Annotated in this window: 21 protein-coding genes; 3 read left to right on the forward strand and 18 right to left on the reverse strand. The window is 54.9% G+C overall.

The genetic code is table 11. The features are described from left to right. Window positions 1–122: 122 nt before the first annotated feature. Window positions 123–1,547 (reverse strand): NAD-dependent succinate-semialdehyde dehydrogenase, encoded by a 1,425-nt coding sequence (locus tag K2F33_RS29550; RefSeq protein WP_263880306.1) that lies wholly within the window; start codon window positions 1,545–1,547, stop codon window positions 123–125. Window positions 1,548–1,962: 415 nt separating this feature from the next. Then, entirely contained in the window at window positions 1,963–3,222 is a 1,260-nt protein-coding gene (locus K2F33_RS29555) for an MFS transporter (RefSeq protein ID WP_263880307.1), read from the reverse strand. 344 nt (window positions 3,223–3,566) lie between these two features. Between K2F33_RS29555 and K2F33_RS29560 the strand changes: the two genes are divergently transcribed. The 3 genes from K2F33_RS29560 (at window position 3,567) to K2F33_RS29570 (ending at window position 6,239) form a co-directional block, all read left to right on the forward strand. Then, complete coding sequence (locus K2F33_RS29560) at window positions 3,567–4,343, forward strand: ABC transporter permease (RefSeq protein ID WP_263880308.1); 777 nt, start codon at window positions 3,567–3,569, stop codon at window positions 4,341–4,343. Next, window positions 4,340–5,140: an ABC transporter permease gene (locus tag K2F33_RS29565; protein ID WP_263880309.1), complete on the forward strand. Its 801-nt coding sequence runs from the start codon at window positions 4,340–4,342 to the stop codon at window positions 5,138–5,140. The genes K2F33_RS29560 and K2F33_RS29565 overlap by 4 nt, the downstream gene beginning before the upstream one ends. An 88-nt stretch (window positions 5,141–5,228) precedes the next feature. Continuing rightward, the gene (locus tag K2F33_RS29570; RefSeq protein ID WP_263882479.1) at window positions 5,229–6,239 is read left to right on the forward strand and encodes an ABC transporter ATP-binding protein; all 1,011 of its coding nucleotides are present in this window, start codon (window positions 5,229–5,231) and stop codon (window positions 6,237–6,239) included. Between the two features lie 104 nt (window positions 6,240–6,343). On the opposite strand, the gene rfbA is transcribed toward K2F33_RS29570, so the two are convergent. The 16 genes from rfbA to K2F33_RS29650 form a co-directional block, all read right to left on the reverse strand. Further along, window positions 6,344–7,231: a glucose-1-phosphate thymidylyltransferase RfbA gene (rfbA, locus tag K2F33_RS29575; protein ID WP_263880310.1), complete on the reverse strand. Its 888-nt coding sequence runs from the start codon at window positions 7,229–7,231 to the stop codon at window positions 6,344–6,346. Window positions 7,232–7,290: 59 nt separating this feature from the next. Continuing rightward, window positions 7,291–9,474 carry a right-handed parallel beta-helix repeat-containing protein gene (locus K2F33_RS29580; protein ID WP_263880311.1) on the reverse strand — a complete coding sequence of 728 codons (2,184 nt, stop codon included), beginning with the start codon at window positions 9,472–9,474 and terminating at the stop codon, window positions 7,291–7,293. Window positions 9,475–9,634: 160 nt separating this feature from the next. Further along, window positions 9,635–10,864, reverse strand: a complete 1,230-nt coding sequence (gene cps2T / locus K2F33_RS29585; protein WP_263880312.1) for a beta 1-4 rhamnosyltransferase Cps2T — start codon at window positions 10,862–10,864, stop codon at window positions 9,635–9,637. After that, complete coding sequence (locus K2F33_RS29590) at window positions 10,861–12,270, reverse strand: glycosyltransferase (RefSeq protein WP_263880313.1); 1,410 nt, start codon at window positions 12,268–12,270, stop codon at window positions 10,861–10,863. Before K2F33_RS29590 ends, cps2T begins: the two co-directional genes overlap by 4 nt. Further along, the gene (locus K2F33_RS29595) at window positions 12,267–13,487 is read right to left on the reverse strand and encodes a hypothetical protein (protein ID WP_263880314.1); all 1,221 of its coding nucleotides are present in this window, start codon (window positions 13,485–13,487) and stop codon (window positions 12,267–12,269) included. Before K2F33_RS29595 ends, K2F33_RS29590 begins: the two co-directional genes overlap by 4 nt. 1 nt (window position 13,488) lies before the next feature. Next, a complete protein-coding gene (locus K2F33_RS29600; protein ID WP_263880315.1) occupies window positions 13,489–14,751 on the reverse strand; it encodes a glycosyltransferase family protein in 1,263 nt (420 codons plus the stop codon). Then, window positions 14,748–15,968 carry a hypothetical protein gene (locus tag K2F33_RS29605; protein WP_263880316.1) on the reverse strand — a complete coding sequence of 407 codons (1,221 nt, stop codon included), beginning with the start codon at window positions 15,966–15,968 and terminating at the stop codon, window positions 14,748–14,750. Before K2F33_RS29605 ends, K2F33_RS29600 begins: the two co-directional genes overlap by 4 nt. Before the next feature lie 39 nt (window positions 15,969–16,007). Then, window positions 16,008–17,129, reverse strand: a complete 1,122-nt coding sequence (locus K2F33_RS29610; RefSeq protein WP_076168505.1) for a GNAT family N-acetyltransferase — start codon at window positions 17,127–17,129, stop codon at window positions 16,008–16,010. Between the two features lie 51 nt (window positions 17,130–17,180). Continuing rightward, a complete protein-coding gene (locus K2F33_RS29615) occupies window positions 17,181–18,311 on the reverse strand; it encodes a GNAT family N-acetyltransferase (protein ID WP_263880317.1) in 1,131 nt (376 codons plus the stop codon). Continuing rightward, complete coding sequence (locus K2F33_RS29620) at window positions 18,308–19,792, reverse strand: lipopolysaccharide biosynthesis protein (protein WP_076168511.1); 1,485 nt, start codon at window positions 19,790–19,792, stop codon at window positions 18,308–18,310. The genes K2F33_RS29615 and K2F33_RS29620 overlap by 4 nt, the downstream gene beginning before the upstream one ends. Further along, on the reverse strand, window positions 19,782–20,900 hold the full coding sequence (locus tag K2F33_RS29625; RefSeq protein ID WP_263880318.1) for a glycosyltransferase: 1,119 nt from the start codon (window positions 20,898–20,900) through the stop codon (window positions 19,782–19,784). The genes K2F33_RS29620 and K2F33_RS29625 overlap by 11 nt, the downstream gene beginning before the upstream one ends. Window positions 20,901–20,970: 70 nt before the next feature. Continuing rightward, a complete protein-coding gene (locus tag K2F33_RS29630) occupies window positions 20,971–22,974 on the reverse strand; it encodes a heparinase II/III family protein (protein ID WP_263880319.1) in 2,004 nt (667 codons plus the stop codon). Next, window positions 22,974–24,245 carry a UDP-N-acetyl-D-mannosamine dehydrogenase gene (gene wecC, locus K2F33_RS29635; RefSeq protein ID WP_145022160.1) on the reverse strand — a complete coding sequence of 424 codons (1,272 nt, stop codon included), beginning with the start codon at window positions 24,243–24,245 and terminating at the stop codon, window positions 22,974–22,976. Before wecC ends, K2F33_RS29630 begins: the two co-directional genes overlap by 1 nt. Window positions 24,246–24,326: 81 nt before the next feature. Next, window positions 24,327–25,223, reverse strand: a complete 897-nt coding sequence (gene galU, locus K2F33_RS29640) for a UTP--glucose-1-phosphate uridylyltransferase GalU (protein ID WP_263880320.1) — start codon at window positions 25,221–25,223, stop codon at window positions 24,327–24,329. Window positions 25,224–25,518: 295 nt separating this feature from the next. After that, window positions 25,519–26,205 carry a CpsD/CapB family tyrosine-protein kinase gene (locus K2F33_RS29645; RefSeq protein WP_263880321.1) on the reverse strand — a complete coding sequence of 229 codons (687 nt, stop codon included), beginning with the start codon at window positions 26,203–26,205 and terminating at the stop codon, window positions 25,519–25,521. Beyond that, complete coding sequence (locus K2F33_RS29650; protein ID WP_186320112.1) at window positions 26,186–26,935, reverse strand: YveK family protein; 750 nt, start codon at window positions 26,933–26,935, stop codon at window positions 26,186–26,188. Before K2F33_RS29650 ends, K2F33_RS29645 begins: the two co-directional genes overlap by 20 nt. Window positions 26,936–26,964 lie beyond the last annotated feature (29 nt).

Below are 26,964 nucleotides of genomic sequence, written 5' to 3' on the forward strand. Positions count from 1 at the left end.
TCACCTCGGGCTTCTTCTTTGTTTTTGATCGGTAGCTTGCATGAGATCTTGGTCGGAGCTCTCCCTGGTGCTTTTCCCGGATGTTGGGGCAGTGCACCGAGCGTTTTAGGCAGCTCCTCCGGTTAGAGCCGGAGCGATACATATTTGACCTCGAGGTATTCCTCGATGCCGAAATGGCCGCCTTCCCGTCCGAGTCCGCTCTGCTTAAACCCGCCAAACGGAGCCTGCGCCGTGGAAGGCAGCGGATCGTTTACGCCGACGATTCCGTATTCGAGTGCTTCGGCGGCGTACAGCGCCTCCTGGATCCGCTCCGTGAAGACGTAAGCGGCCAGCCCGTAAGGACTGCGGTTGGCCCGCTGCACGGCTTCCTCCAGCGTACGGAAGGTCGTAATCGGAGCAAGCGGTCCGAATGTTTCGTGTACCATGCATTCCATGTCGTCGGTCGCCTGTTCAATCACGGTTGGCTGCACGAAGTGTCCGCCGGAATGCTGCAGCGCCTCGCCGCCCGTCACGATGATCCCGCCCTTAGTTTTGGCGTCCTCAATTTGACGAAGCACTTTGTCCACCGCTTTGGCATTGATGAGCGGACCGATATCCACGCCTTCCTCCATGCCGTTGCCTACCTGAAGCGCGGCCGTCCGTTCCGCCGCTTTGCAGGTGAACTCGCCGGCGATCCGCTCATCCACATACACCCGGTTGGTGCAGACGCAGGTCTGGCCGCCGTTGCGGAACTTGGACTTGATCAGCCCGTCCACCGCTTTGTCAAGATCCGCCGCGGCGGTCACGATAAACGGGGCATGTCCGCCAAGCTCCAAGGAAATCTTCTTGACGGTTTCGGCCGCCCCCTTCATCAGCTCCTTGCCTACGGCGGTCGAGCCGGTGAAAGAAATTTTGCGCACCCGCTCATCCTGCTGCCAGCGGCCGGCGATCGCTGCCGCCTCGCCGGTCACCACGTTGATTACGCCGGCCGGAAGTCCGGCCTGGTGTGCGAGCTCAGCGAGCTTCAAGGCCGTATACGGCGTCTCCTCGGACGGCTTGATCACGACGGTGCAGCCGGCGGCCAGCGCCGGCGCAACCTTGCGGGTAATCATCGACGCCGGGAAGTTCCATGGCGTGATCGCCGCCACGACGCCGACCGGCTGCTTCTGCACCCAGATCCGCTGCGAAGCGGACGAGGCCGGTATGCTCTCCCCGTAGACTCGCTTGCCCTCCTCCGCGTACCAGGAAATAAAGCTGTTCGCGTAGCCGATTTCGCCGGCGGCTTCCTTCAGCGGCTTGCCCTGCTCCGTCGTCATAATCCGGGCGAGCTCGTCCGTATGCTCGGCGATCAGTCCGTGCCATTTCATCAGCAGCGCCCCCCGCTCGTCCGCCGTCAGCGCGGACCATGCCGGGAACGCTTCATAAGCCGCATCCGCGGCTTCGCCAGCCTCTTTCGCTCCGCCGTTCGGTACGGTGCCGATCACGTCACCGGTGGCCGGGTTCAGGACGTCGAGGTGCTCCGCGGCATCCTTCCAGGCCCCATTTATATACATTTGGTTGATAAACATAAATGATTCCTCCCTGCTCCTGAATTCACCTCTACTTATTCATTATACCCCCGAATGGAAGGTTCACGCGAAAAGCCGGCTTTGGTTTGGGGCTTGAAGCCTTGCTATATCGTTGCCCGGGTGCCTCGTTTGGCGGTTGTCAGGACGCTCCGCGCTCGAATCCTTCCTTCAATCGCTGTTGCCCCCGAATATCCTTGAATCTATTTCAATGTTGGATATTCGGGGACAAAGGCGACCGCTTCGCTTTTCCGGCAGTGCATTCGATCTCTCCGCTGCTTCGTGCGTCCGCATAACTTAAAAGCAACAAAAAACCTCCCTCAAGAAGACGGAAGCTCAATTTGCCGTCTTCTTATGGGAGGTACCCTCAACATTCGCATGCGATTAGGATGAACATTGACCTCTTTTTCTCGAGCCCTCACGAATTCCGCAGAATCTTCCGGCCGAGACTGACCGTCAGCAGCAGCATGCTCAGGCCGACGACGGTCTGCACGCCATAAATCCGGGTCCATTCCGGCCAGTGGCCGATGAGCTCGTAAAGATTGCCACCGATCAGTGGGCCAAAGAATGCTGCGACACCCGTAATCGCCGCGTACATCGCCATATACATCGGACGCTCCGCCTTAGGCGTGTCGCCGATCATGAAATTGAACGCCAGCTGGTTGAATCCGCCGACACCGATGCCAAAAATCATGTGTGCCGCAATCAGCACAGGCAGCATCGGCAGCACCGACAGCAGCCCCCAGCATAGGCAGGATAATGCGATGATCGGCAGCGTCCAGAACAGCAGCCTGCGGTTGCTGTGCCGAACGTTCAGATTACCCCACACATAGAAGCTGGCCATCATGGACACCGTTTGCAGCACGTTCAGCAGCGACAGCGTCTGGTAGTTGATGTGCAGCATTTCCAGCATGACGTACGAATACAGCGGCACAACCAGGTTTTGCAGAAACAGGAATCCGGCCAGGAAGAGCGTCGCCTTCAGAAAAGAAGCGTCGCGCAGCGGTTTTTTCAGCATCGGGATAAAACGCTTCTCCGAGGACCGCTCAAACGGAATGTCCGGATAGAAGAAGAACACGGCGATATTGGCCGCAATGCAGACCCAGACGATGATATAGAGCAGCAGAAATCCTTTTCCGCCCGGCTCATGATCGAGGATGACTCCACCCCCGTACATCACCAGCGTTCCGAGCGCATTCAGAATCGTGTTCCGGATGCCGAAGTACCGTCCTCTGACTTTGGGGTGGACCATATCGCTGATAAGCGAGTTCCACAGGATGCCCCCCAGCGTATTGAACATGAAGGCCACCGTGTACAATACGATAAACGCGGGCACCCAGTAAGGCTTCGGGACAATAAACGGAACGAGACCGGTGCTCCCCCAAATGACCCGGTGCACGGCTACGAACAGCACCAGCGTCCACTTCCGGCTGCGCAGCCTCTGGATCAGATACGCGGCAAAAATTTGGACGATATTGACAAAAGTCGTGATCGCCAGCACGAATCCAATCTCACCCGAGCTTGCGCCAAGGTACAGCAGATAACCGGTCAAAAACTGCCCGCCGAGCAGGGTCATAAACATCACGGCCGGGATGCCTTCCAGGCTGGCTACCCTCAGGTTTCTGCGCTGCATGGAAGTCTTGCGGCGGTGCTGCGGCCGCGTCTTGAATGATATCATCGGGTACTCTCCTCCGGTGCCTTCAAACCGAATCATTTTGTTGTTTTCACTTCGTCTTTGCTCCCATTCTACTCGGAAGGAAGGGCAAGTCAATATGCGCCGGACCGCCTCTGATTACAAAAATAATTGTGGGAAATCACGTGGTAAAAACGGCAAGAAAGCGTTATAGTGGAATGTCATGACGCTGCATGCGCATGGCAGCAGACAAGGATGTATCCGCCTCCGGCCGAAAACTTTTCCTTGTCGCGCCATCCTATTTTTGGTATGATGGAAATCCTTCTCACTCACCCGCCTTGACTGAAGTTGACGGTTCTCGTCGCCACAAAACTTATCGGAGGTGTGTAATGCTTTATTTCTCACTTGCTTCAAAAGCGTATGCGCGCAACCTGCAGTACCGCGGGGCCCATATGCTGCACAACATTGCAAGCGCCCTGTTCGGCTACCTGTATGCCTGCATCTGGATCGGCATCGGCCAGGACAGGCCGCTCGGCGAATACGGCGTGCACGGGATGATCGGCTACATCGCTTTTACCCAGGCGTCGCTGTGGATTTCGGGATTTACGACCAATGGGCTGGGCATTCCCCAATCGGTCAGGACAGGCCAGATCTCGCTGGATCTGATGCGCCCGGTTCATCTGTTCGTTCATTTGATGTGCCGGGAATGGGGTCAAATCGCGTACCAGTTTGTGTACAAGTCCGTTCCGATCTATCTGCTGTACGTCCTCGTATTCTCCCTGTCGCTTCCGCAGCAAGTCACCACCCTGCTTCTGGCACTGGCCGGTTTGGCCGCGGCCGCCTATTTATCGATCTGCATGAATTACATCATCGGGGCTACGGCCTTGTGGACCACGGAATCCAGCTGGCTGTATTGGATGAACCATGCCCTGATCAACCTGCTGGCTGGCTTCTTCATTCCGGTGGAATGGCTGCCGCGCTGGCTGCAAACGGTTTCCTGGATCTCCCCCTACCCTTACCTGCTGTACGTACCGACCCGGATTTACCTCGGGTTTGAGGATGCCTCCCGGCTGCTGGGCTCTCTCGTATGGTGCGTACTGATGACTTTGGCTTGTCTTGGCGTAACGGCGGTCGTTCGCCGCAAGGTGGAGGTGCAGGGCGGATGAACATTCGGTATTGGCTTCATCTGTATTTCGTATTGATCCGGTCCAGTATCCGCAGCGGGATGCAGTATAAGATGAACTTTCTGCTGGGGACGTTTCTGGCCGCCGGGATCCAGATCGCCGAGTTTCTCATGATTGCCATCGTGCTGAACAAGTTCGGCGCGGTGAAAGGCTGGTCGCTCTATGAAGTCGGCTACCTGTTTGCCGTCATGACACTGTCCAAGGCGCTGTACCGCAGCTTTGCCAATGATGTTCATCATCTCGAGAACTACCTGACGTCAGGCGACCTGGATCAGCTCCTGACCCGGCCGGTCCCTGTTCTGCTTGCCCTGATGTCACAAAACTTCCGGATGATGCCGGGGGAACTGCTTCAGGGCGGGTTTATTCTGACCTGGGCGCTGCACGGGATGATGCAGGCCGGGCAAATTACCTGGATTGCGGTTCCCTTCACGTTTCTGGTGATCCTTACGGGAGCAGCCATCCTGTTCTCCATCGGTCTCGCCACCGCTACTGCCGGGTTCTGGCTGACCCGAATCAACGAGCTGCAGACGCTGACGGAGGACGCCTCCCAGACCGCGGTCCGTTACCCGCTGGTCTTGTATCCTGTCTGGCTCCGGTCCATCCTGCTCGTCGTCATTCCCGTCGGTTTTGTCAATTATGTACCTTCGCTGTTTATTCTGCGCGGGGAGCTGGGCGCCTGGGTCCTGCTTGGCATCGTCCTGGTGGCGGCAGTCTGCCTCTTCGCCAGCATGAAATTGTGGACATTCGGCATGTCCCGTTACCAAAGTACCGGAAGCTAGAAAGGAGAAGATCGATATGGGAATCATGACAGAACCAGCCGTACGAACGGAGTTGGAACGGTCGGCGGATCAGGACCGGCCCCAGCCGATGATTGAAGCCAGGGGGCTGCACAAGCAGTTTAAAACGCCTGTGATCAAGGAGGGGAGTTTCGCGGGCATCCGCACCTTGTTTACACGGGAATACCGCGTCAAGGAAGCGGTTAAAGATATCAGCTTTACGATCAACCAGGGGGATTTTATCGGCTATATCGGGCCGAACGGTGCGGGCAAATCGACGACGATCAAAATGCTGACCGGCATTCTCCATCCGTCATCCGGGGAAGTCCGCATCGCCGGGGTCGATCCGCATCGGCACAGGCGACGCGTCGTCAGCCGCCTTGGCGTCGTCTTCGGGCAGCGAAGCCAGCTGTGGTGGGATCTGCCTGTCAAAGACTCATACGAAATATTGGCCCATATGTACAAAGTTGGGGACAAGGAGCGGGACCTGCGTCTCGGACAGCTGTCCGAGCTGCTCGGCCTGGGGGAATTTTGGACGACGCCGGTGCGCAAGCTGTCCCTAGGACAGCGGATGCGGGCCGACATCGCAGCCTCGATGCTGCATGATCCGGACGTCCTGTTCATGGATGAGCCGACGATCGGCCTCGATGTCACCGCCAAGCGCAGCATCCGCGATTTTCTGAAGACGCTGAATACCGAGTTCGGCAAGACGATCCTGCTGACCACCCATGACATGGACGACATCGAGCAGCTCTGCGAGCGCGTCATGGTGATCAACCACGGGCAGCTCAGCTATGACGGGACGATTGATGAACTTCGGGAGAAAATCGGTCTTCCGACGACGATCCGGGTAACTTTCGCTGGAGCTTGGTCCATCCCGCTACCGCCAGGAGAGGGCCTCCAGCTCCCGCTGGAAGTTCGCCTCCCCACCGGGGAAGCGTTCCGCATCGTCGAGACCGGACCCGATTACGTCCGGGTTGAAGCGAACCGCCAGCAGATCCGTGCGGTGGACATTCTGCGCGAGATGTCCGCATGGGGCGAAGCAGCCGACATCCATACGGAAGAGCCGGCGTTCGAGGATGTGATCCATAAAGTTTACTGAGGAAGCAGGGAAACAGCAAAGCTGAGCTGCTGGGCCTGCTCCCTATTCACAGCCGGCCCTCTGCCGCAGAGGTGCCGGCTTTTGGTATGTATCCAGCCCAACCATCACTGATAGATGGCTTGGACGTTACCGGCGGCAAGCTGCATGAGATAGGCCCCGTATGCATTTTTGTTCATCCGCTCGGCAAGCAGAGTCAGCTGCTCCCGGTTGATGTATCCTTTGGAATAGGAAATTTCCTCAAGGCAGGCCACCTTCAGACTTTGCCTCTTCTCAATCGTCTCAATATATTGGGAAGCCTCCAGCAGCGACTCATGCGTTCCCGAATCAAACCACGAAAACCCGCGGCCCAATATTTCCACACGCAGCTGTCCACGCTCCAGATACATCCGGTTAATATCGGTAATTTCCAGCTCTCCCCTGTCCGAAGGTACGATTTGCTTGGCGTAATCCACAACGTTCCGGTCATAAAAGTACAGTCCGGTTACCGCGTAATTGGACCTCGGCTCTGCCGGCTTCTCTTGAATGGAAACGGCCCGCCCGTCTGCATCGAACTCCACCACGCCGAATCGGCCGGGATCCTGTACATGGTAGCCGAAGATCGTGGCACCCTGCTCGCGCTGAACCGCCGTCTGCAGCATTTCCGTCAGTCCATGGCCGTGGAACAAATTATCTCCCAGAATCAAAGCCACGCTGTCCCCGCCGATGAATTCCTCGCCGATGATGAACGACTCCGCAAGCCCGTTCGGATGTTCCTGCACCGCATAAGACAGCCGGATTCCGAGCTGCTCACCTGTGCCGAACAGCTCTTCAAACCGGGGAGTGTCCTGCGGCGTCGATATGATCAGAATATCCCGGATTCCCGCAAGCATAAGAACGGACAACGGGTAATATATCATCGGTTTGTCATAAATCGGCAGCAGCTGCTTGGAAATGATTCTGGTGAGCGGATACAGCCTGGTGCCGCTGCCCCCTGCCAAAATGATGCCTTTCACTTGCGAACAACCCCTCTCTCTACCATCATATGATCTGCACACCACAGGACATCCCTTGATTATGGGTTCACACTAACGATGTTACCGCTGAAATCTCTCCAATTTGCGCCGTCATAATAGACCGGCTTTTTCCGAACGGTATCGTAGTACGTGTCGCCTTCGACCGGGGTTTTCGACACTTCGGTGCTTCTTTTCAAATTGATGAACTTATCCTTCAGCACAACCTCCGCGTACTTACCGTTGGAATTATTCGGTTTACCGCGGTAGAACAGCCTTCCCGTTTGGGTCTGATAGCTGAAAAATCCCGGTGCATAGTCTCCGGACGGGAACCCGGAGGTGCTCTTCTCATCCACAACCAGCGGGGTCAGCATCGTTTTATCGTATCCTTTATAAAACAATGCCCGCTTACTGTGGTTATACCATACAGTTCCGGGGTCCACCCCTGTCATGACACCGTTATTGACGTCGCCCGGCAAGGACGAAAACCGTACGAAAGGGGTCCGTTCGGCAATTTGGTGCCCGGCCCAGGCCAAATCGGCTTCCACATGGTCGTCAATCAATAAATTTTGGGGATTGATATTGCCCCGGATCAGATGGCGGCCTTCCACTACAGAAATGGCTTTTACGATATTTTTTCGGCCGGGTCTCGTGTCCATCAGCAGATTCCCTTGAATCAGGCAGCAGTCGGCATTGAACAAATTAATCCCGCAGATCTGGTCATGATTGGTCGCGGGGCTCAGGTCAAGGTTGTTCCAGTTCAAGATCCGGTTGCTCGTGATGATGATATTCTGGCACCGGGACTCCGCATATTTCGGTCCGTTGACCAGTGCAATCCCGGAGGTAGGCACATTCTCGATCGAATTGCCGTCGATGATGACGTCCTTCGTCGCGAAAATGTTGATCGCCCCGAAGCTGTACTCCTTCATCGCGGGCGCGCTGATGCTGTTCCCCTCGATCACACCCTGCCTGACGCCCCAAAATTCGATCCCGTTATACCGGTTATTGATACAAATATTGTTTACGACCGTTATATCATAGGTTTCGTATTGTTTGGAAGCAAACGCCGTAATCCCTTCCTGCCCGTTTCCGATCACGATATTGCCTGCGGCAATGTTGCTGAAGCAGGCCCGGGACTCAGCGTCCGCAATCCCTGTATTGGTGTCGAAGCAGATGCCCTGACCGCCGCAGTTTTCCACATAGTTATTGACGATTTGGCAGTAGCTGGAGGAGGAAATATTGATTCCCGTATTGCTGTTCGGATCTGCGCCGTTGAACAAGGTCTGATTTCGGATCTGGTTGCCCTGAACGAGCATACGGGTACAATCGTTAAGGTATATGAATCGTTCGTCCTTATTGGCGGACTCCACGATGCGGTTATCCATAAGCTGTCCGTCTTCGGACTGGTAGATATGCCATCCCTCCACATTTTGACGAACCCGGAGGTTCCGGATGACGAAATCCGAACTGGATAGGATGTTCAAGCTGATGCGACCCTCAAGATCGGCCACCTCGAAATCGGTTACGCCAGAAGCCGTCAGTTTTGCATCCTGACCTGCAGTATACGGCTCCAGAACAGCGCCCTTCTCTCCTCTCAGCATCATATGGTTCTGAAGCTTGATTTCATTGACCTTGTACGTTCCTGCAGGGAGTACCACGGTCGCCCCCGAACCGTCCGCTGCGTTGACGGCGGCCTGAATGCCGGCTGAATCGTCCGCGTTCCCGTCGGCAGCCGCCCCGAACCACTGCGGATAATATTCGGCCAGCGCCCCTTTCACGATGCCTGAACCTGTAAAGATGGGGTACAATCCGGCCTCCACGCCGCCGTTAATGGTCAGCACTTTTCCTTGTGCGATGTTCAGCCGGGCCCCGTTCATCAAGCGAAGGGTAATGCTGGGGTCCACCACCGTATCGGCCGGGATCGGATAATCTCCCGGGGGGACTACGAGCACGCCACCCCCTTGGGCTTTCAACCGGCTCAGGGCATCAGCGAAGCCTGCAGCGGCAGGGACGCTCAACCAGGTTAAACCGAGCTTGTCGGCAGTGACCGAATGTTCGGCGATTTTGGTCGTCACCACGGCCCCATCCACCAGATTGGACGTCCCCACCGAGTTCAGCGGAAGATTCCCGCCGGTCGCTTCAGCCGCCGATATGGAAGCAATTTTCTTCCCCGGCTTGGCGCGGCCCCTGTTTCCCCCCTGCCCTATCCCCTTCTTATGCCGATGCCTATCGAAAAGACGACCCATAGGCAAAACCTCCCCATCAACGAATGTCAAGTCCAATGCTATTGTATTCGGGGCAGACTTGCTTAGCTTTGGACATTTCCCTAGGGCCGCTTGCCTATTTTACCTGCAGCAGGTTCCATTTAGCCAAGTGCTGTACCCTGACGAATGGGCCCCGTTTACTTCACAAAGGTGTTGTCGTCCCTTTGGTGCGCGCCAGCCGGCTTCCGCCCGCCTGCTTCGCCCGCACATAATCGTTCCCTTGAAACAGCGTTTCGTAGGATTGCACGATATGATCCCACGAATATAAGTTCCGGATCCGGTGCTTCGCCCGTTCCCCAAGCTCCTCCAGCTCTTCGTGACTCCACGATTCAGCCTCATCAATCAGCCTGCTCAAGGCGCCGGATTCATTCGAAAAATAGTGACAGCTCTCCCCGCCGACTTCCCGGTTGAATACGACGTCAAACAAAAGGTTCAGCCTCGTCGATGCCAGCGATTCCAACAGGGACGGGTTCGTTCCGCCCACTTCATGACCATGGCAGTATCCGTATGCCTGCTCCCGGATTTTCTTCAAAAGCGGCTGCTCGTAGACAGTTCCTACAAATTTGATCCGCGGATCCGAATCGAAACCCGTTCTTAGCCGCAGCTCGTCATAAAACGGCTGCTGCTGTGCCCCCGTTACAATGACCAGGTCCTTGGCGGTGCCCGACATCATAAACTCGCGGATTATCAATTCATAGTTGTTCTCCGGAACGAAGCGGCCGATGACCAAATAATATCCGTATTTGGACAATCCGAACCGGTCCATCCAATCCGTAAACCGATGATCCTCATCGTCCAGCGGCGACGGCGTCACGTCCGCCCCGTAGGCGATAAAGGTGGTATTCGGCTCATACCGGGCGTACATGTCATGAATGTACTGCTCGATCCCGCGGGAATCGCAAACGAGAAGGTCCGCGTGCTTTACCATCAGCCGCTCGGACCACTTCCAGTAGCGTTTGACGGGTGCGCTCCATTTTCCCCGTTTCCATTCATGACCGTCAGGATTGACGAACACTGCAACCCCCAGCTTTTCGAGCTGCCTTTTTAGAATATAAAAAACAGGGCCGATCCGGCAGGCCAATACATAAACGATGCTGTTCTCAAGCCGATGGGTTTTGATATATTTCAGGCACTCCAGCAGGCTGAGCACATCGTAGACGACCGCCCTTGCGCTCCCCATCTTCGGTGTGTGCACCGGAAAGCAGCGCGCATCCTGATACATAAATTCCTCTGCTTTGCGGTCGGACAGGCAGGCGACATGATACGTTGTATCCCCGTCGGTCTTTCTTCCGGTCAGCTGGTCGACGAAGGTCTCAAACCCGCCGTACTTCGCCGGTATTCCTTTCGAGCCAACGATAAACACGTGCTTCATTTGACCACGACCTCTTCTCCGATTTGAAGATACCATTCATAGATATCCTGGGCATGACGCTGCATGGACAAGTCCAGTTCGCTGTTCACGATGCTGCGGTTCGCCGCGGCCAGCAAATGCCGATTTGCCAGCAGGTGTGAAAGACGGTGCGCCAGATCCGCGGGATCAGGCTCAAAAATCCATCCGTTGACTCCGTCTGCGATCATATCCTTCACGCCCGCCTGTCTGGAGACCAGCACCGGTACCCCGTGCGACAGCCCTTCCAGCCCGACGAAACCGAACGTTTCCTTCCATATGCTGGGGACGATCAGCAGATCGGTTTCCGCGAAAATACCGGCAAGCTCATCCGGTTCGTAGCGGCCATGAAAGGTGCAGTGTTCGGCAGTTGGTGCCGATGCCGGAATGCCGTCATTTCCGTAAACGTGAAGATGCCAATGGCCTGAGTGGGTATCCGGCAGTTGATCCAGCGCCTCCTGCAGCAGGAAAAATCCTTTATAGCGGTCAACCGGACCCAAATAAGCGATGCGCAGGGGTTTATCCGCGGAAGGAAATGATTTTAAGACTCTCCGGTCGGCCATATGCCGGTGGCGGATGGACAGGACTTTTCCTTTCACGTTCAGGTAAGCCGTAAAAATCTCCTTGGCCACCTGGCTGTTGAAATGAAATTCGTCGATCATTTGATACATTTCCAAGTAATAGCTTCTGAGCTCTTTGTATTCGTTGGCTCGTTCCGGATGAATCATAGGCTTGGAATCCCCCGCTTTCCTAGGCATATGGCTGGAAGTGCTGGAAGTGCTTGAAGTTCGTTTTTTCACGGCCCTGCGGGCCTTTTGCAAAATCCGGCTGTTTTTCAAGCGCCTGTAGCTGTAGGACTGCATCATGTAGATCATGTGCGGCGAATACGCATGCTGGTTGCAGGAAATGCAGCTCTTTCCCTGGTCAAAATCGTCGCAGTGGTCTCCTGCCGCATTCAGGAGGTTAACCTTGGGGCAGATGCCGAAGTAATCGTGCGACGTATATACCGTCCGGATTCCCAGCGCTTTGGCCGCCTCCAAGAGTTCTTTATGGATTCCCATCAAAGTGTGAAAATGGATCAGATCCGGCTGTACTTCCCGGAGCAGCTCAAGGAATACCTCCGGATCCCCGGCTCGGGAGAATGCGGGTGGGCGGCCGATCCCTCCCAGAAGGGGAACCGGAAGCGGATTGAGGATCTCGTATACGCTGATGCCCTCATACGGAGGGTTTGGCTTTGTTTTCATTTTTCCGGACCAAGTATAACGCCCCGGATACAGCAAGCTGACTTCATGCCCCTGCTGCAGCTGGGACAGCATGAGATCGACGCTGTATTTCGTCAGTCCGCCTGTTCGGTATGGGGGCAATCCGAGGGTGACATGCAGCAGTTTCATGACTTCAACTCCAAGGTCCCCGTGCTCTGAACGCCTGCGGCGGGCAGATTCTCAGCGGGAACAGGATTTGGGCTGCGGCTGTGCCGAAGCAAATAGGGATTGGCTATGATGCCATACACAATCCAATTGACCGGGTTCGTAAAATATCCGCCGGCGATTTGGTAGCTGACAATAAAGAAGAGAAGCGCGTATTTCAATATTTTTTCTTCCGGACGAACCGGAAGGATCAATGACAGGAAGAAGACTGCGAGGAGAAGGAGCATCAGCCATCCACCCTCGGCCATGGAGTACATGAAGGAGTTGGAGATGACATCCACCAGCCCGAAGCCGGCATAGGCGTTATGGATCGTGTCCGTGTTCAGGTTGCCGAAACCGATGCCGAAATAATGAGTGTCCATCAGCATCTGTTTCATGACGCGATAGCTGACGTTAAACCGGTAGACGACCGACCCGTCATTTCCGTTCACGATATCGTTAAAGCGGAGATAGAAGCTGTTATTGCTGTTCACGACCGTCAGCACACTAAGAACCGCCAGAAAGATCAGGGCAATCAGCCCGAGCACCCGGACCGTGCTGAGGTTTTCCTTCAAATAAAATAAGTACATCACGACACAGGCCAGCGACAGGCTGAACATGCCTCCCATGCCGGCCGAAAGCACCACGATGACCAGATTCGCGCCGATCAGCGCAAAGTGGAGAAGATTCCTGGACCCTGATTTCTCCCGCAGGGCAAAGAAAACGAGCAGCAGGACCAGCAAGGCGGCATGAAAAGAGGCTTCGCTCGGTTCGAAGTACAGGAGCGACAGCCTCGTTTTTTGATAAATATTGACCGTTTCATCCAATCTCCACAGCCATTCCGTTTTAAACGCCAGGCTGACGGCAAGAAGGAATACATGAAGCAGGGAGGAATAGACGGCCATTTTTCTCCATACCGGTAATGGAATGTTCGATTCCTTGATTTGTATGAATAAAAAGACGTTCAGAAAGATTTTCGCGACGTTAATCACCAGTCTTGGAATCTCGATCTGGTCGTTCAGCACGATCTGCAGCAGCGCATACAGGACGACAAGGTAGATGTAACCCAGTGCTTTGACCGTCAGCCGTTTGTTTTTATAGATATCCGCGAAAATCAGGACAAGGCTGAGAAAGTACAACAGGTCCAAATTGGCGGACAGCAGTTCATGCAGCACGTAGGAACACGATAAAATCAGCGCCATTTTATACCCTCTTTACTCTTTTTTGCGTCGCTCCACGAATGTGCTCCCCGATCATGGCCAGAAGCTGCTCCGCCTGGTTCGTACGGGAAAAGGCTAACCGGCCGGAGAAATCGAACTCCTTGGCGATCAAGTCCGCCAAACCATCGGCCACGGAGTCCCGGTGATGGCCCGCGCAGATGCCGTACCGGCCGTGGACCAATTCCACCAGCTCCCGGTCGGATGTAACGGCCAGGATCGGTTTGCACGCCCCGATATATTCAAAGGTTTTGCCCGGGATGGCATAATCGCTGCCCTTGGTATGCGTAAGAATGACCGCTACGTCCGCTTCTTTCAGCAGAGACGCCGCCGCCTCATGCCTGACGCTTCCTACGATCTCCACCGTAACCCCGTCACCTGTCATGTTCACATTGGATAAATCCCTGGCCGCCTGCTGGTCAAGCAGCCCCGCAACTTTCAGCTTGATCCGTATGCCGGTCCTCTCGTGAAACAGCTGCAGCCCCTCGATCAATGCATGTATATTACGTCCTTTATAGATGGAGCCAATATGAGCCATGGTCAGCTCGCGAACATTGTCGGAAATACGTTGATATACGCAGTTTTGGAACGGTTCCTCGTCGTATCCGTTGCGGATCAGCCGTATAGACGGCCGTTCCTGCTCAAGTTCATAATGCTGCCGGATCCCCTGGGACACGGCCACAATTGCGTCGGCCAGCCGGGGGATCATCCTTTCCGCACTGCGGTAGGCCTGACGGGGCTGACCCTCCCCGATGTTATGGTTGATGATGTCCCTGATCTCGATCACTACCGGAATGCCCGGCGCTTTGCGTTTGATGTGGTCAATGATGTACAGTCCGTACACATCCGGTATCGTCAAAAATACGGCTGATACCTCGTTCTGCTCCAGGCATGCGTCCAGCTCGCGGAAGAGGCGGATGTTCATGCGCCTGAAAGCATAGGAGCTGTATTTATAGTTCCTCCATGCCGTGATCGTCCATTTGTTTCTGAGCGCACCTTCAATAAGCTGCTTGATTCCCCGGCCGGAAGGCTCCCCGCCAACCATCGTCTGCGTAAAGGTACTGCTGGGCGTATCGTATTTGTAATTGACAGCGGCAAACCGGCTCGGCGCCGGACCGCATTTCCGGTCGTTCACGACGATCAGGCGGTATTGTTCCATAAAATGCTTCATCAATCCGGCATACCGGACCGATGCGACCACCGGCGCGCCTTCGATATAATCCGAGATGACGATCATCGTCTGCTTCATCTGATTTCACCTTCCCGAATGAAATATTCCCCTTTCATGACCGGTAGGTTCGCAATCCCGGCTGTTACCCGGACTGCCGTGCCGTCGGGCAGCAGGATGCTTGCAGGATTGGACGGGTCCAGCTTCAGCGAGAGAATGCCGCCGTTTCCGTATCTGGATTCGTGTTCGAGGGTAAACATCCTTTCCTCACCTGGATAAGTCACGACCTGCACGTGATCCCGGAGGTTCACGTAATCGGCAAGCTCCGACCCGGTGCAGTACCATACGTTTTTCCCCTCCAAATAACGAAAGATCGCCTGCAGGCTGCCGCAGTCGTCAAAAATGTTGGGGGACTGCCTCTTCCCGTCGTCGCGCGCGGGGGAAATATGCTCCTGAATCCCGATGACCAGCCTGTTCTCCAGCAAATAATCCAGCTCACGGAGCTTCCAGCGGCGAAGCGGTGTCTTTAAGAACCGTTTGGCCATCCCCTTCAAGGAAGCTTCCGGCCGGTAAATCCCATTCAGCAGCCCTCCGTCCACCGTCGAGGGAATGTCGATGACGCCGCCTACGCCAAAGCGTTTAATATCGTAGTTGGTGAGCGGATCTGGATCCCCGCCGCTGATCCGTTTCATCGCAGGGTCTCCCGCCCCCCGGTTCCAGTATCTGCACCACCAAATGAACCCCGCCCGATCAATGCTTTCATCCGAGCAATCGTTGCCGGCGTACCCGCAGTATTTGCCGCCTTTCGGCCTTTCGCCGACGGCATCGGCATAGACCGATATCCCTTCCAAGGTACGTTCCAATGCTTCTTCGGCGCTTTCGAACAGCTCCCATTCCTGTACAAAATCCTCCGGATTTGGTCCCGTCCGGCCATGGGTCGTACCATGATAGGCGAGTTCATAGCCCGGGTGCCGGTGAATGCCGCGGAAGAAAGCCCTGCTCTCCTCGTCGGCGTTGATCGGGCGTGAGGTTTGCCTGCACACCGGATGATCGGACATACCGGCCCGGACCCCTACCGGAACAAAGAAGGTGACCTTGACCTGCGGAAAATGCCGCAGGATTTGCTCATTCAAGTACCGGAAGGATGAGTTTTCTCCATTTTTGCAGTATCCCCAATCCTCCTCCAGATCGGGAATTCCGTTATGGTTGACGTCCACCCACGTATTGGCCAGATCATCGATCATAAAGAAAACAGGCGAATCGGCGCCGTTAAACCATTTGCATTTCTCCAAGTGCATGACGATTTTCCCCTTATCCCTTTCCTTCACCCTGCTGCATCAGGAATGCACAGCGGTTTTCCGGTTCAGGTACTTCAAGATTCCCTTCCCCTTTACCAGCATTCGGTACAGCCTCGTGTGAAGGCGGTCATTGTTCCACATTTGCAGCGAATACATGACGGTAAATTGATTGGTCCACCGGAACTTCCACGGGTACGAACCGGCGCCCAGATCGATGTCCGTCACCTGCCCCTGCTCGATCAGCCGGCGTATCGTTTCCAGCATCAGCACATCAAAGACGCCGTATTTCGCATAATCGGGGGAATACCCGGTATTCCAGCCGTACAGCTTTCCCCTGTGCAGAAAAAACAGCTGGTAGGCGATCATCACGTTCGAATCCTTAAGCTCGAGGAAGGACGCAATGACCTGGTCGTTGTTCATAAATACCCGCTTGTAAAACTCCTCATTCTTTTGGTCTTCAAACAGGCTTCTGCGGTCGATCCTTCCCCTCTGCTCGTGCAGATATGCCTTCTCCTGCTTGTGAACATTGGAGATCCGGTCATAAATATCACCGCTTTGCCGGCAGTCCACCATTTTGAACTGATAATCGGTCTCCTGCTGGAGCTTTCTCAGCTTCTTTTTCGCCTTGACATTGATTCCGCTCGTATCCCACCCGGCTGCGGTATCCCATCCGCCGATCCGGATGCTCGGACAGGAGGTGAGGTACTTGATGCTCGGATTGTACCTGTCATGGCGCAGTAAAAAGTGAAGCAGCGACGTGTCGGTTGCAAGGTGCGTCAATTCGATTTTGTCCCACAGGTCGGAATGGTCCTCGATGGCTTTGAAAATTTCCTTGATAATCGCAACCGGACTGCCCTTCTGGGAATGGAGGATGAAATTGAAATAATCGCCCTTCCCCATAAAGCCGAGCACATGGCATTTCACAATTTTTTTATCCACCGTACGGATGACAAGCGGAGCGATGCCGACCATTTCGTTGTCCCGGCTGCAGCAAATAATGAACAGCTTGTTGTTCCGGTCCTCTCCAAAGGTCAGCCACCATGCGTAGTTATATTGAAAGGTGCTGTAGTAGGTCAATTCGTCGTCCAGCTCCTGCAAGCGCTCCCAATCCTCTTGAATGCTAAGGAATCCATCGGTATCGGTAACAATTTTTATACTCATGGTTCCAGTTAAACTCCTTTATCCTTGAGTCAGCTTGGCTGCCGATAGACATTACAGCATGATTTCGATCATTCCGGTCATAATGAAGGCGGTCTGAAGCATCGTTTTGAATCCGGACAAAAACCGGTACAACCGGCCCCTGGCTTTCAGCAGATTCCACATCTTGAACGTATAATTTACGTTGAACCGGCTGGTCCATTTAAACTTCCAGGCATAGCTGCCCGCCCCGCAGTCGAGCCGCTTGCCGAGCTTCTCCTTGAACAAATGCTCCAGCGTTTCGATCATGAGCACGTTGGCTAGGCCGTGGAAAGTCGAATATTCGGGGGCGTAACCCGAATTCCAATCGTACAGAACATCCTTGTAAAGATAGCAAATGCTGTAGTTGATGATCTCCCCGCTTTCATCCTCAAGCATAAAGACGACCACCTGCTCGTTATTGCGGAAAAGACGCCTGAGAAACTCGTCCGTGTACTCGTTTTCAAACAGGCTCCGCCTTTCGGTCCTGCCTTTTTCGGTCTGCAGGTACTCCTTCAGCAGCCGGTGAACCCGGGCTACCCGGTCGTAGATTTCCGCGTTCTGCTCACCGGTGACGACCTTGAACCGGTAGTTCACCTGTTTGCGGAGCTTATCCCGCGTCTTTTTCATTTTGATAAAATCCTTTGTTTGGCTCAGCCGCTCGTAGGTTTCATGCTCCCTGATCGGGATCACCGGACAGGAAGTGAGGTACTGCACATGTTCGTTATACTGCTCATGGCGAAGCAGGTAGTGGAGCAGCTGCGATTCCTGCGTCAGATGGGTCAGCTCGAATTTGTCCCAGAGGCTGTCATGGGCGTGAAAAGCGCCGAACAGCTCCTTCAGAATTTTGATCTCGCTTCCGCTCCCCCTTTCGAGCAAAAAGGTGAAATAATCCCCCTGACCGATAAAGCAAAGCGTGCTGCAGCTGAACAGCTTGCTCCGGTCACGGCGGATCATGAGCGGTGCGATCCCCACAACCCTGTTGTCCAGGAGGCAGCACACGATAAAAAGCCGTTTGCCCGGGTCCTTGGAGTGGGTTTTCCACCAAAAATAATTGAACTGAAACGTACTGTAATAGGTCGCATCCGGATCCTGAAGCTCCAACCGCTCCCAGTCTTCCTGAAGGCTTTGAAACCCCTCCATATCGGTCACAATTCGGGTATTCATAGCTCGGATTGGACTCCTTTCATGGACATATTGGACTTCTGCTTGAGCACCTGCCGGATCATCCCGCCCAGCTCCGCCCGGGTCACCAGCTTGCACAGCAGGCATAAATAAACGAACCCGCAGCAGAGAATTCCATTAAACAGAATCTCCAGCAGCACGGAATGGATGACCTGCATCAAGACGAAATAAATGCCGTAAATCGGCAGGGTAACGGACAAGTACTTGTACGGAAACAGCAGGCCGAGCCCAATCGAATAATACTTGGTGCCAAACCGGTAAAACAAATAATTCGAGGCCATATAAGCGATCACGGTGGATATGGCCGATCCGTACAGCCCAAGAAGCGGAATAAGCGCCAGGTTGCAGCCGACGTTGATCAGGGCGGCTGTAATGATAATGATCGAGTACAGCTTCATTTTTCTGGCGATATGGAGCCCCAGCGCATAGAAATCCGCCGCACCCGCCAAAAAATAAGAAATCGCCACGATCGGGATAATGTAGTTCGCATCCCGGTATGCCTCGGTGGCGACCAGCTGCGTGGCAATGTTGGCAAACAGCGAGAGCCCGAGCACGCACAGCCAGCCTACGAAGTTGTACAGCCTGAACATTTTACGGATCTGCTCCGGTCCGGCCGTTTCCTTGTACATGGCGTATTTGAACGGCGTGAATACGGACATGAACGGGTTGATGAACACCGGATTGATCAGCATGCCGATTTTGTAACCGATGGAATACACCGCTACCGAAGACAGGTTCAGAAAGCCCTTGATCAGAAATCGGTCGCTGAGGGACAGAACCCATGCGGAGACGTCGCCGATCATCAAACCCGTGCCGTAGCCGAGCATCATCCGCAGCTTCCGGATACTCAGCCTGAAACGGTACTGCCGGATATGAATGAGAAAAAGCAGGACGAATACCGTCAAGTGGCCGAAGAGCTGGGCCTGCAAAATACCGAGAACCCCCATCTTCAGCACCAGAAAAAAGTACAGCGCGTAGACCAGCGTGAACACCACAGTTGCGATTTGGATGCTGCTGGCGAGCAGCGCCTTAAACTGCATCGTGTAGTAGCTGGTATAGATCAAGTTATGACAGGCCAGCACCGAGCTCATCACGACATAGGGAATAAACAGATGGGTGGAGTCCGAGAGCTGAACGAACACATGGGGATAGATCCAGGGATTTACGGCCCATGTCACGAGGATAAATGCCAGCCCCCACAGCAGGGAAAAATTCACCGCCGTATTTCTCAGCTCCAGCTTGTTGTCGTATTCATGGTAAAACCGGACCATACCCGAATATACGCCCAGCGTAATCCCGAGCGCCAGCAGCTGCTGAATGCTGAGAATGATGTCATATTGTCCGTACTGCTGCTGGCTTAAGTTGCGGGTGTACAGCGGGATGAGGATCAGGTTCACCATTTGGGTCATCAGAGAGGAGCAGAAATAGGCGACGCCGTTGGAGAGAATTTTTTTATTTTCCATAGACCTCCACAGCCGGCTTGCCACTCGGCGATTCCTTTCCTGCGATGCTGGAATACACCTGGATGAGCTCCGCCGCGTAGTCCCCGACTTGAAGGTTCTGCAGCTGATCCTTGTAATGCGGATAGCGGTCCATGATGTCGCTTACTTTGGCGGTAAGGTCCGGCAAGTCCCGGGAGCGGAACACGACTGTCCCCTCCGGCCGCCTGCATACGTCGCTCGCCGCGCAAGGAATGCGACCGTGCAGCGACTCCGCAATGGACATGCCGTAACCGTCCGTGTTCGTCGGCCGGATGAATAAGTGGCTCTTCTTCAGAATCGGATAGAACTCCGTATCGTCCACTTCATAGAACATGACATCGCCGCTGAGGCCGTGCGCGTCGAGCTCCCGCCCAAGCCTCATGTAGTGGCTTCGTTCCTCCCCGGTTTGTGCGGAAACTCCCATGACCGCAATCAGCAGCCGGATCCGCCTGCCGCGTCCGCGCAGTTCCTTCATCAGTTGGATCAACAAATCGAAGCCGTACAAATCCTCACCGCGGTAAAACCGCACATAGCCGTTCGCACAAATCGCAAAATCCGCTTCTTCCAAAAACGTGTACACCTCGGCAGGGATGGCCCTGGCCTCCTCTGCTCGTTCCGGCGGGTGAATATATGCCGGGATCGTTACGACCCGGTCATGACGAAATCCCAGTTCGCGCAAGAACCGGGTCGTGTCCTCATTGACGCATATGATCAGGTCGATGCTTTTCAGGCTGCGCAGAAGAATCCGCCGCCTCAGCGGACCGGCATGCCGGATCTGATCCTCCAGATTGACGCCGTGAACCGTGAGGATGATTTTTTGGCCAAGCCGCTTATACAGCCCAAGCAGACTGCGTAGCCGTGGGTCGATCGTATGGAAATGAAGAATGTCCCCCTTCAGAAAAGGGATCTTGAATAGAAACCGCCGGTATCGGTTCAAAGGATGGACGTGCGGGCTGCGGGCCGCGCCTTTGGCTTCGTTATATATCTCATAATCGATGCCCTGCTGCTCCATGACGGCGGACAGACGGCTGAGATGGACGGATACGCCGCCGCGCGGAGGCGGAAGCGGACCGATGAATACAATTTTCATGGAAGGATCACCTCGTTCACTTGAGCTGCTGCGTTTGATTACGAAGTCAACATGTGCATCTGCTGCGATTTTATTTCCAACGGATGCGGGTGCTAAGCCCTTCCGGATGACTGCTTCGAACCCGGATTAACCGGCTTGCGCGCCGCACGCCATATCGTTCCGAAACCCAGGAATCTTCCAGCTGGATGGCGGACGCCCCCTCAAAACTCATATGTATCGTTACTCCGGCTTGGCGTATGAGGACGATGCCATCCGTTTGGGCTGCAGCGGCACCCGGTGCCAGCATGAATGAAGCCGTAAATTCCCGGATCTCTTCCGCTCCTGGTGACACCGGATCCAGACGGTCGGACAGCGTCAGTTCCCCCTCATGAAAATCAAACACGCGCCGATGGATGACGCCGCACTTGCCGACATAACCTGAATGACTGCCTGCGAAAAAGCCTTCCCTGAACGCATCACAGCGCGCGAATGTCTGCTCCCGCATCAGAAACAGCTCGTGTTCATCAAAATCGTTTTGCTCATGCCCGCCCACTTGAACGGTGTTATGCATGCCCGTACTGCGGAACAGGTTGCGCAGCCGGTAATCGGCGGAGTAAATATAAGCACCCGGATCGACAAAGATGTCCTGGCCGGACACCTGAAGCTCAAAGCTCAGCTGGTCGTTATGGCTGTGGGCCCCATGGCCGCGGAAAGACAGCTCCCCGCAGCGCACCAGGCAGTACGCCAGGCTGCTGCGCAGCACATAATACCCGCCGTCCGGATACGCTGCGCTAGGCCGGCTAGAGGGCGCTCTTTCAGGCGCTGCATAAGGCCGGAGCGTGGGCAGCCCGGCAATCCACATCGCTTCCTCACGGTGCAGTCGTCCGGCCCTGCGGAAATCGTCGCGGTCAAACAGCTCGCCGGCGACGGCCAGCATATGGCGGCAATCCGCCGGCGCCCACCGGCCGTAACCGGACGCGATCATCACGCGTCCGTCGTCCGCGTCGCCGACGACCGGCGTTCGCCCATCCTGCTTCATGAGGTCCAACATGAACTCGTACATCTTCTCGAGCCGCTTCATGTAATCCGGCGTGAATTCAATCCCGTTGCTGCGGCACCAGACCGAAGACAGGATAAACAGCTCGGCGACGAGCCTGTGATAGGAAGTGGAAGCCTCATAGTTCGATCCGTCCGCGTTCACCTGCACGAACATTTCCCGCTCGGTTTCCCGGATGCCGTAAGCGAGCCACTCCTTGGGGCTTGAGCCGCTTATTCCTTTGCCGCGCACCTCTATATCCCCAAAATAAAGGCCCAATCCGATCAGTCCGGCGAGATTGGACAAATAGTGGTTTCCGGTATGCTCGCCCGTGTTTTCCAAATTATCCATAATAAAACCGCCGTGCCTGTACAGCGACGCATGAAGCCGGTCCCAGAACGCTTCGGACAGCGAAGGGCTGTCCCGGAAAAAATAGATGCCCGCAATCCAGTTGACAGCACGAATCGCCACATCCATCGCGCAGGTCCAGTTTACCGACATTTCGGGTGGATTCTCCTGGATCCAGTCATCCAGCTGGGCTTGAAATTCTAGCGCATACGCCTCTCTGCCTGTCAGCCAATAAGCTTTCCCCAGCGTAAAGACATGCTGAAAACGCGAAAGCTCCCAGGGAACCTTCACGTCAGCCCGGTTCGATAGATCGACCGTTCGGATTCGTTTATAATACCGGGGCTCCCAGCGGAATCCAGTCTTGAAGTCTTCATGCCAAGGAAGCCGCTCTCCAAGGGTCACGGGACCCGATCCCAGCAGATCGAACTCGTGGACGCAAATCCGGTCCGCCTGCCGGATAATCTCTGTATCGGCGCCCCCTTTGCGCAGCAATTCTGCATACCGCTCCTTATCCTGCGGATCGAACAGGAAGCGGCCGCGGCTTCGGAATCCGCTGAACAGGCTCGGCTTCAGCACGGCCGGAGCCAGCCTGTGCCGGATGCTGAGATAGGCGGTGCGCGTTTCATCAAGCGCTTTTTCCGCGACCTTGGCCGCCGCCGCATGCAGCGGCATCCTGCGCAGCTTTTTCACTTTCATCATCAGCGTGGACATCAATGCACACCGACCCGTTCCCGGGGCGATTCGCTGAAGAAGCCCCTTGTATCGATCACGATTTTTTCCTGAAGCAGGTTGCGGTCCATATGGGAGAAAGCGTCGTGATTCACGAGCAGCAGCACGATATCCGCCTTGCGGACCGCCTCCACCGTTTCAAGCAGCTGAACCCCGGCTTCCGCAAGCGAGGCCGGCAGAAGCTGGATATGCGGCTCCACAGCATAAATGTCCCCGATCCGGGCCTTCGCCAAATGCTCCACGATTGCAAGCGCCGGGCTTTCTCTCAAGTCGTCGATGTTCGCCTTAAAAGAAAGTCCCAGGCAGGCAATGACGGGCGACTTCAACCGTTTGGCCCGCTCCGTCACCTTATTCACCACGTATCCGGGCTTATAGTCGTTAACGATTCTGGCGGTATGAATCAGCTTGGCCTGTTCCGGCGCCGCATGGACGAGAAACCATGGATCGACCGCGATGCAGTGTCCTCCCACGCCCGGTCCCGGCTGAAGAATGTTTACCCTGGGATGGTGGTTTGCCAGCCGGATCAATTCCCACACGTTGATATCCAGCTGGTCACAGATGAGAGACAGCTCGTTCGCAAAAGCGATGTTGACATCGCGGAAGGAATTTTCGGTCAGCTTGGCCATCTCCGCCGTTTTGGCGTTGGTTTCCAGGATTTTCCCGCTGACGAACTGCTTGTAAAAGGCCACGGTTCGCTGGGTGGACTCGATATCGATCCCCCCGATAATCCGGTCGTTTTCCACGAGCTCGCGGAGGATTTGCCCGGGCATCACCCTCTCGGGGCAATGGGCGACATAGATCCGCCGGGCGGCCTGCTGCGGTGATCCGGACACGGTCAGGTCCGTCCGGGCGTCCAAAATCGAGCGCGCAACCATCTCGGTCGTCCCCACCGGACTCGTAGATTCCAGGATAACGATGTTGCCCGGCCGGAGGAAAGGAGCCACGGAAGCAGCCGCCTGTCTGACGTAAGACAAATCCGGCTTCTGGTTCTCCTCGAAAGGAGTTGGAACAGCCAGAATAAATACATCGGCCTCCTCCGGTTCTTCCGAGACATGCAGCTGTCCGCTCTGGACGGCCGCCTTGACCATAATGTCCAAATCCGGTTCCACAATATGAACCTCGCCCTGGTTAATCAGCTCGACCGCATGACGGTTCGTGTCCACGCCATGCACTTCAAAGCCTTTAATCGCAAGCAGACTGGCTGTCGGCAGTCCGATATAACCCAGCCCCACGACGCAAATTTTTTTGACCATAAGTCCGCCCCTGCCTTCATTTCAAATGGTAATGACCTTTCTTTCACCGCTCATACGGCTGATCAGGCACGCTGATCCCGGTCAAATCTTCGGTTCCACGTTCTCGATTTGCAGAATCCGGTCCAGTTCCCTTAAAAGTGGCGTCCGAAGTTCTCCCTTGCGAAGCGCAAACTGAATGGTGGTCAGAATGTACCCGAGCTTCTCGCCGACGTCGAAGCGCTCCCCTTCGAATTCATAGGCAAGACAGCGATGCTTGACGATCAGCTGCTGGATGGCATCTGTAAGCTGGATCTCTCCGCCATACCCGGCTTCCTGGTGTTCCAGCAGGCTGAATATTTCCGGAGTGAGCACATAACGGCCCATAATGGCCAAATTCGACGGCGCCTCTCCCGGAGCGGGCTTTTCCACCACTTTCCGCAGCTCAAAGGTCCGTTTGTCCGTGTCGTGAATCGCACTCGGGTCGATGATGCCGTACCGCGAGGTGTGCTCGGAAGGGACCTGCCCGACGCCGACGACAGAGCAGCCGTGCTTTTCGTACTGGCGGACGAGCTGTCCGATGCAGGGCGCTTCCGCGCGGACGATGTCATCACCGAGAAGCACGGCGAAGGGCTCGTCACCGATAAAATTCCGCGCGCACCATATGGCATGACCGAGGCCTTTGGCTTCCTTTTGACGAATATAATGGATCTCTACGGCTGACGAACGCCGAACCATCTCAAGCACGTCCAGCTTCCCTTTTTCCAGCAGGCTGAGCTCCAGCTCGAAGGAGTAATCGAAATGATCCTCAATCGACCGTTTTCCCTTTCCGGTGACTATAATGATATCCTCGATTCCCGCCTCGATCGCTTCCTCTACAATGTATTGAATGGTCGGCTTGTCGACGATAGGCAGCATTTCTTTGGGCATCGCTTTGGTTGCCGGCAGGAAACGGGTACCGAGTCCGGCAGCCGGGATAATGGCCTTTTTCACTTTTTTCACTTGAATAAACCCCCAACTTCATAATGTTGTATCCTTCGGTTTTATGTTTTCTTCTGTTTATCAGGATGAAAGGATGAGCTATACCGCCTGCAGGCAGCATAGCTCATGCTTCCATCCGAAGCATGAGCGTTACTCGGGCATTGAACCCGACCTCACATCACACTCTCGACGATAAACGTCTAAGGTATCCGAATACCCACAGCATGATCGAGTGCCTACCCGTGATAAAGGTACAGTAGACATGACCTGTAAAGACATGCTTCATTAACACGTGGTTTCCTTGATACCCGCGAGACTATTGATGGCCGTAATAACGATACTGGTTCGCCTCGGACTTGCTGTATTTTTTCTGATTCAGAACGACGCCGAGAATCGTTGCCTTCGCCAGCTCCAGCTTCTCTTTCGTTTTCTGAATGTACTCCCGCTTGACCTTGCCCGATAGAACGACGAGGATCACCCCGTCGCACACGGAGGAGACGATCAAGCCGTCGGCAACAGCCATCACCGGTGATGTGTCGATGAGGATGATGTCGTATACGGGCTTCCAGCCGTCGATCACTTCCTGCAGCCGGTCCGAAGATAACAGCTCCGTCGGATTCGGAGGAACCGGTCCGGCGGTGACCAGCGACAGGTTCTCCACCACGGTCGTCTGTACGACATCACCGAACGCGCATTGTTCGGCGAGAAGATTCGAGAGTCCAAGCCGGTTCGACACGTTAAAAATGCTCTGCAGCGACGGGTGCCTCAGATCGGCGTCGATCAGCAGCACGTTTTTTCCTTCCTGGGCATAGGCCACCGCCAGATTACTGATCGTCGTCGATTTCCCTTCCCCCGCCTGGGTCGAGGTCACGGCAAGTACCTGCAGCTTTTGATTCCAGCCGGAAAACTGGATGTTGGTCCGAATGTTGCGGTACCCTTCCGAGATCGACGACCTGCGGTTGACGTTCATGATCAGCTTGTTTCTATTGGCTGACTGACGCATACTTTTCACCTGCCTGTTGTTTGGATCGGGCAGTCGCCCGCGTTCGCAAGTCCCGCTTTTTCATTTTCCGGATCGCGCCCAGGGTTGTGAGCTCAAGATACCGCTCGACGTCCTCATCGGACTTGATCGTGTCATCCAAGTACTCGATAAACAGTACTACGCCAACGATGATCATGAACGATGCGGCAAAAGCGATGGCGATGTTAAGGACAACATTCGGGCTGACCGGGTCGGGAGCACTCGTTGACAAGGTGCTGTCCAGAATCGAAATATTGTCCACTTTCATGATTTGGGGGATTTCATGCTTGAACACGAGCGATACGGCGTTTACGATCTCTTTGGCATGCTGGTAGGAGGCATCGCGGATTTTCAATTCGATGATTTGCGAGTTTTGGGTCGTCACGACTTCGACCCGGTCCATCAAGTCCTGCGCGGTCTCATGCAGACCCGGGTACTGGGCGACGACCTTCTCCATGATGGAAGCGGAGCTGATAATGACCTTATAGGAGTTGATCAGCATAATGTTAGAATTGATTTCATTAATATCGAGCGTCGGTTTTCCCTCGCTGTCCAAATTGGACTTATTGACGATCATCGTGCTGCTTGCTTCATAAACCGGCTTCATGACATAGATGCTGTAGGCACCGGTGCCGGCCGAGCACAAAACGACCACCAATACGATCAGCCAAAGACGCTTTCTTAACATTTGCAGCAGCAGCTTGAATTCCATAATCCTTCCCCCCAATTTCATCGAATGGT

The sequence above is a fragment of the Paenibacillus sp. PSB04 genome (assembly GCF_025809195.1).
Taxonomy (GTDB): Bacteria; Bacillota; Bacilli; order Paenibacillales; family Paenibacillaceae; genus Paenibacillus_AQ; species Paenibacillus_AQ favisporus.